The sequence below is a fragment of the Streptomyces sp. NRRL B-24572 genome (assembly GCF_002156145.1).
In the GTDB taxonomy this organism is placed as follows: Bacteria; Actinomycetota; Actinomycetes; order Streptomycetales; family Streptomycetaceae; genus Streptomyces; species Streptomyces vietnamensis.
The window spans coordinates 1-3,933 of sequence record NZ_MWIG01000971.1 but is presented as its reverse complement, the minus strand read 5'-3'; the positions used below and the strand labels follow the sequence as shown (position 1 = coordinate 3,933).

Below are 3,933 nucleotides of genomic sequence, written 5' to 3'. Positions count from 1 at the left end.
TGCCAGTTGTCCTGCCAAGGGCATGGCTGGTTGGCTACGTTCGGGAGGGATAACCGCTGAAAGCATCTAAGCGGGAAGCCTGCTTCGAGATGAGTATTCCCACCTCCTTGAGAGGGTAAGGCTCCCAGTAGACGACTGGGTTGATAGGCCGGATGTGGAAGCCCCGCAAGGGGTGGAGCTGACCGGTACTAATAGGCCGAGGGCTTGTCCTCAGTTGCTCGCGTCCACTGTGTTAGTTCTGAAGCAATGAACTCCCTTGCCGGTTGAGTTCAACTTCATAGTGTTTCGGTGGTCATAGCGTTAGGGAAACGCCCGGTTACATTCCGAACCCGGAAGCTAAGCCTTTCAGCGCCGATGGTACTGCAGGGGGGACCCTGTGGGAGAGTAGGACGCCGCCGAACAATCATTGTGGGAAAGCCCCGCACCTCATGGTGCGGGGCTTTTCTGCGTTTACGGCGCGGATCCCCTTTCGGGGGCCGGGTTCAGCCGTCGTGTTCAGAGGCGGCCGGCTGCCTTGAGGGCGAGGTAGGCGTCCGCCAGGGCGGGGGCGAGGGTGTCGGGGGTGGCGTCGACGACCGTGACGCCGTGGCGCTGGAGCTGGTCCGCGGTGCGAGCGCGCTGGGACTGTGTCTGAGTGGCGGCCGCTGCCTCGTAGACGCCTTCGAGCGTGCCGCGGGCCTCTGCCATGCGGGTGACGTGGGGATCGGCCACGGAGGCCACCAGGACCGTGTGGCGCTGGGCTAGCTGCGGCAGGACCGGGAGGAGGCCCTCCTCGATCGGGGCGGCGTCCAGGCCGGTCAGGAGGACGATCAGCGAGCGGCGTGGAGCGCGTGCGAGAGCGGTTGCCGCCAGGCCGCGGGCATCGGTCTCCACGAGTTCGGGTTCCAGCGGCGCGAGGGCGTTGACCACGGCCGGCAGGACGTCGCCGGCGGAGCGGCCCTGGACCTGGGCGCGGAGACGGCGGTCGTAGGCCAGGAGGTCCACGCGGTCACCGGCGCGGGAGGCGAGTGCGGTGAGGAGGAGCGCCGCGTCCATGGAGGCGTCCAGGCGCGGGACGTCGCCGACGCGGCCGGCCGAGGTGCGGCCGGTGTCGAGGACGATCAGGATGTGGCGGTCGCGCTCGGGGCGCCAGGTGCGGACCGCCACGGTGGTCTGGCGGGCCGTGGCCCGCCAGTCGATCGAGCGGGTGTCGTCGCCGGGGACGTACTCGCGGAGGCTGTCGAACTCCGTGCCCTCGCCGCGGGTGAGCACGCTGGTGCGGCCGTCGAGCTCGCGGAGCCGGGCCAGGCGTGACGGCAGGTGCTTGCGGCTGGTGAAGGGCGGCAGGACGCGGACGGTCCAGGGGACTTCGTGGTGGCCCTGGCGGGCCGCGAGGCCGAGGGGGCCGAACGAGCGGACCGTGATCCGTTCGGCGCGGCGGTCCCCGCGGCGGGTCGGGCGCAGGGTCGTGGTGAGGCGGCGGCGTTCCCCGGCGGGGACGGTCAGCCGGCGGCGTGAGGAGGCCTGTTCGGTGCCGGGGAGCCAGCTGCTGGGCGGCCAGGCGTCGCGGAGCTGGGCGCGCAGACGGCGATGGGACGGGTTGGTGACGGTGAGCTGGACCTCAGCCTCTTCACCGAGTCGAACGGATGTGTCACCACTTCGGGTGAATTGGAGCGTTCGTACTGGCGCCGCCAGGGCGTAGTCGCACAGAATTGCGAGGGAGAGGGGCGCGTTCACCGCGAGCATCCCCGTCCAGCTGGGGGCGAGGATGCCGACGGGGAGCGATCCGAGGGCGGCGAGCAGCGCGGTTCGTCCGGTGAGGGCCATGGGGCGCCGTTCTCAGCGGGGGACGGGGACGTGGGCGAGGATCGAGTTGATGACGGAGTCGGGGGTGACCCCCTCCATCTCGGCCTCGGGCCGCAGGTGGATGCGATGACGCAGGGTGGGGAGAGCGAGGGCCTTCACGTCGTCCGGGGTGACGTAGTCCCGGCCGGTGAGCCAGGCCCAGGCGCGGGCGGTGGAGAGCAGGGCGGTGGCGCCTCGGGGAGAGACCCCGAGCGTGAGTGAGGGGGATTCACGCGTGGCACGGCAGATATCGACGACATAGCCGGCGATCTCGGTGGAGACCGAGACCTTGGCGACGGCGGCCCGGGCCGCTTCGAGCTCGGCGGGGCCCGCGACGGGGCGGACGCCGGCGGCCTTCAGGTCGCGCGGGTCGAAGCCTTCGGCGTGACGGGTGAGGACGTGGATCTCATCCGCGCGTGAGGGCAGAGGGACTGTCAGCTTGAGCAGGAACCGGTCCAGTTGGGCTTCGGGGAGCGGATAGGTGCCCTCGTACTCGACGGGGTTCTGGGTCGCGGCGACCAGGAACGGCTCCGGGAGGGGGCGCGGGGTGCCGTCGACCGTGACCTGGCGCTCTTCCATCGCCTCCAGGAGGGAGGACTGGGTCTTCGGGGGCGTGCGGTTGATCTCGTCGGCGAGCAGCAGGTTGGTGAAGACCGGGCCGGGCTGGAAGGAGAACTCGGCGGTGCGGGCGTCGTAGACCAGGGAGCCGGTGACGTCGCTCGGCATCAGGTCGGGGGTGAACTGGACGCGCTTGGTGTCGAGTTCGAGTGCGGCGGCCAGCGAGCGGACCAGGAGGGTCTTGGCGACTCCGGGGACGCCTTCGAGGAGGACGTGTCCCCGGCAGAGCAGGGCGACGACGAGACCGGTGACGGCGGGGTCCTGGCCGACCACGGCCTTCGCGATCTCGGTGCGCAGGGCCTCCAGGGAGGCTCGGGCGCTGTCCGATTCCGTGATGGTCTCGGGGGTCGGGGCGCTCATGAGGTGCGTACCTCTCTTTCGAGGGCGTCGAGTTGGTCCGCCAGGCGGATGAGGGTGGCGTCGTCGGCGGGAGCCGGGCCGAAGAGGAGGTTCCTGGGGTCCGCGGTGGTCTCGGGGAGACGGGCGGAGAGTGCGGGGAGGAGGCGGTCGGGAGAGTGGGCGTCCTGGGCGGGGACGCCGAGCAGCGGGGCGATCCGGGTGCGGGTCGCGGTGCGCAGGACGGAGGCGGCGCGGTCGCGGGCGTTCGCCTTGCGGTAGAGGCGGGCGCGGCCCTCGGTGGCCTCGGAGGCGCGGAGGGCGACGGGGAGGCGCTCGGTGACCAGGGGGCCGAGGCGGCGGCCGCGCCAAATGGCGGCGAGCAGGGCCGCGAGGGCGAGTTGGAGCGTGCCCCACAGCCAGCCGGAGGGGATGAGGGAGAGGAAGTTGCCCGTGGTGTCGTCTGACGGCGTGTCGGCGGCCGAGGCATCGGAGAGGGAGGGGAGGTACCAGACGAGATGGGGCCGGGAGCCGAGGAGTTGCAGGGCCAGCGAGGCGTTGCCCAGCTGGTCGAGGCGGGAGTTGTAGAGGATGTCGGGCGAGCCGAGGAGGACGGTGTCGCCGGGGGTGCCGGTGGTGGGGAGCCGGACGAGGGTCGGCAGGCCGTCGGAGTCGTAGCAGGCGTCGGCGGTGGTGCCGGGGGAGGTCTCGTAGCGCTCGCCGCCGAGGTCGGCACTGCCGGCGCGGGTGGCGGCCGGCAGGGTGCAGGCGGGGACGCGTTCCCTCACCGGGGCGCTCGGGGCGCTGGTGACGCCCGGGGTGAGGGTGCCGAGGGAGGCTTGGCCGGCGCCGATGAGGACCGTGCGGCCGGTGGAGTTCTCCATCGCCGTGTGGAGGGTGGACTGCTGAGCGTCCGTCAGGAAGTCGGGTGTGGTGACCAGGAGGGTGGTTCCGGTGCCCGTGGCCGCGGTGGCCTCGTCGAGGGTGGTGGCGAGGGTGACGGTGACGCCGCGGTCCTTGAGGAGTTCGGCGACGGCGCGGCTGCCGTGGGGGTCGGCGGAGCGCGGGTCGAGGGCGCCGTGGGCGTCGGCGGACCGGAACGTCGCGAGGACGAGGCCGCCGATCAGGACCAGGGCGAGGACGAGGACGGCGCCG

The 3,933-nt window shown here is 71.9% G+C and carries 3 protein-coding genes and 2 rRNA genes; 2 read left to right on the top strand and 3 right to left on the bottom strand.

What is annotated here, in order from left to right; all coding sequences use genetic code 11:
* Positions 1–212: ribosomal RNA gene (locus CCN56_RS39025) — 23S ribosomal RNA — on the top strand; the annotation flags it as partial.
* 72 nt (positions 213–284) lie between these two features.
* A 5S ribosomal RNA gene (rrf, locus tag CCN56_RS39020) occupies positions 285–401 on the top strand.
* Between the two features lie 94 nt (positions 402–495).
* On the opposite strand, the gene CCN56_RS39015 is transcribed toward rrf, so the two are convergent.
* The 3 genes from CCN56_RS39015 to CCN56_RS39005 all read right to left on the bottom strand — a co-directional run.
* Positions 496–1,806, bottom strand: coding sequence for a DUF58 domain-containing protein (locus CCN56_RS39015; RefSeq protein ID WP_086832354.1), 1,311 nt, complete (start codon positions 1,804–1,806; stop codon positions 496–498).
* 12 nt (positions 1,807–1,818) lie between these two features.
* Positions 1,819–2,802 carry a MoxR family ATPase gene (locus CCN56_RS39010; RefSeq protein ID WP_086832353.1) on the bottom strand — a complete coding sequence of 328 codons (984 nt, stop codon included), beginning with the start codon at positions 2,800–2,802 and terminating at the stop codon, positions 1,819–1,821.
* A partial coding sequence (locus CCN56_RS39005) for a DUF4350 domain-containing protein (protein ID WP_107484304.1) occupies positions 2,799–3,933 on the bottom strand: 1,135 nt, incomplete at its 5' end. The genes CCN56_RS39010 and CCN56_RS39005, both read right to left, overlap by 4 nt.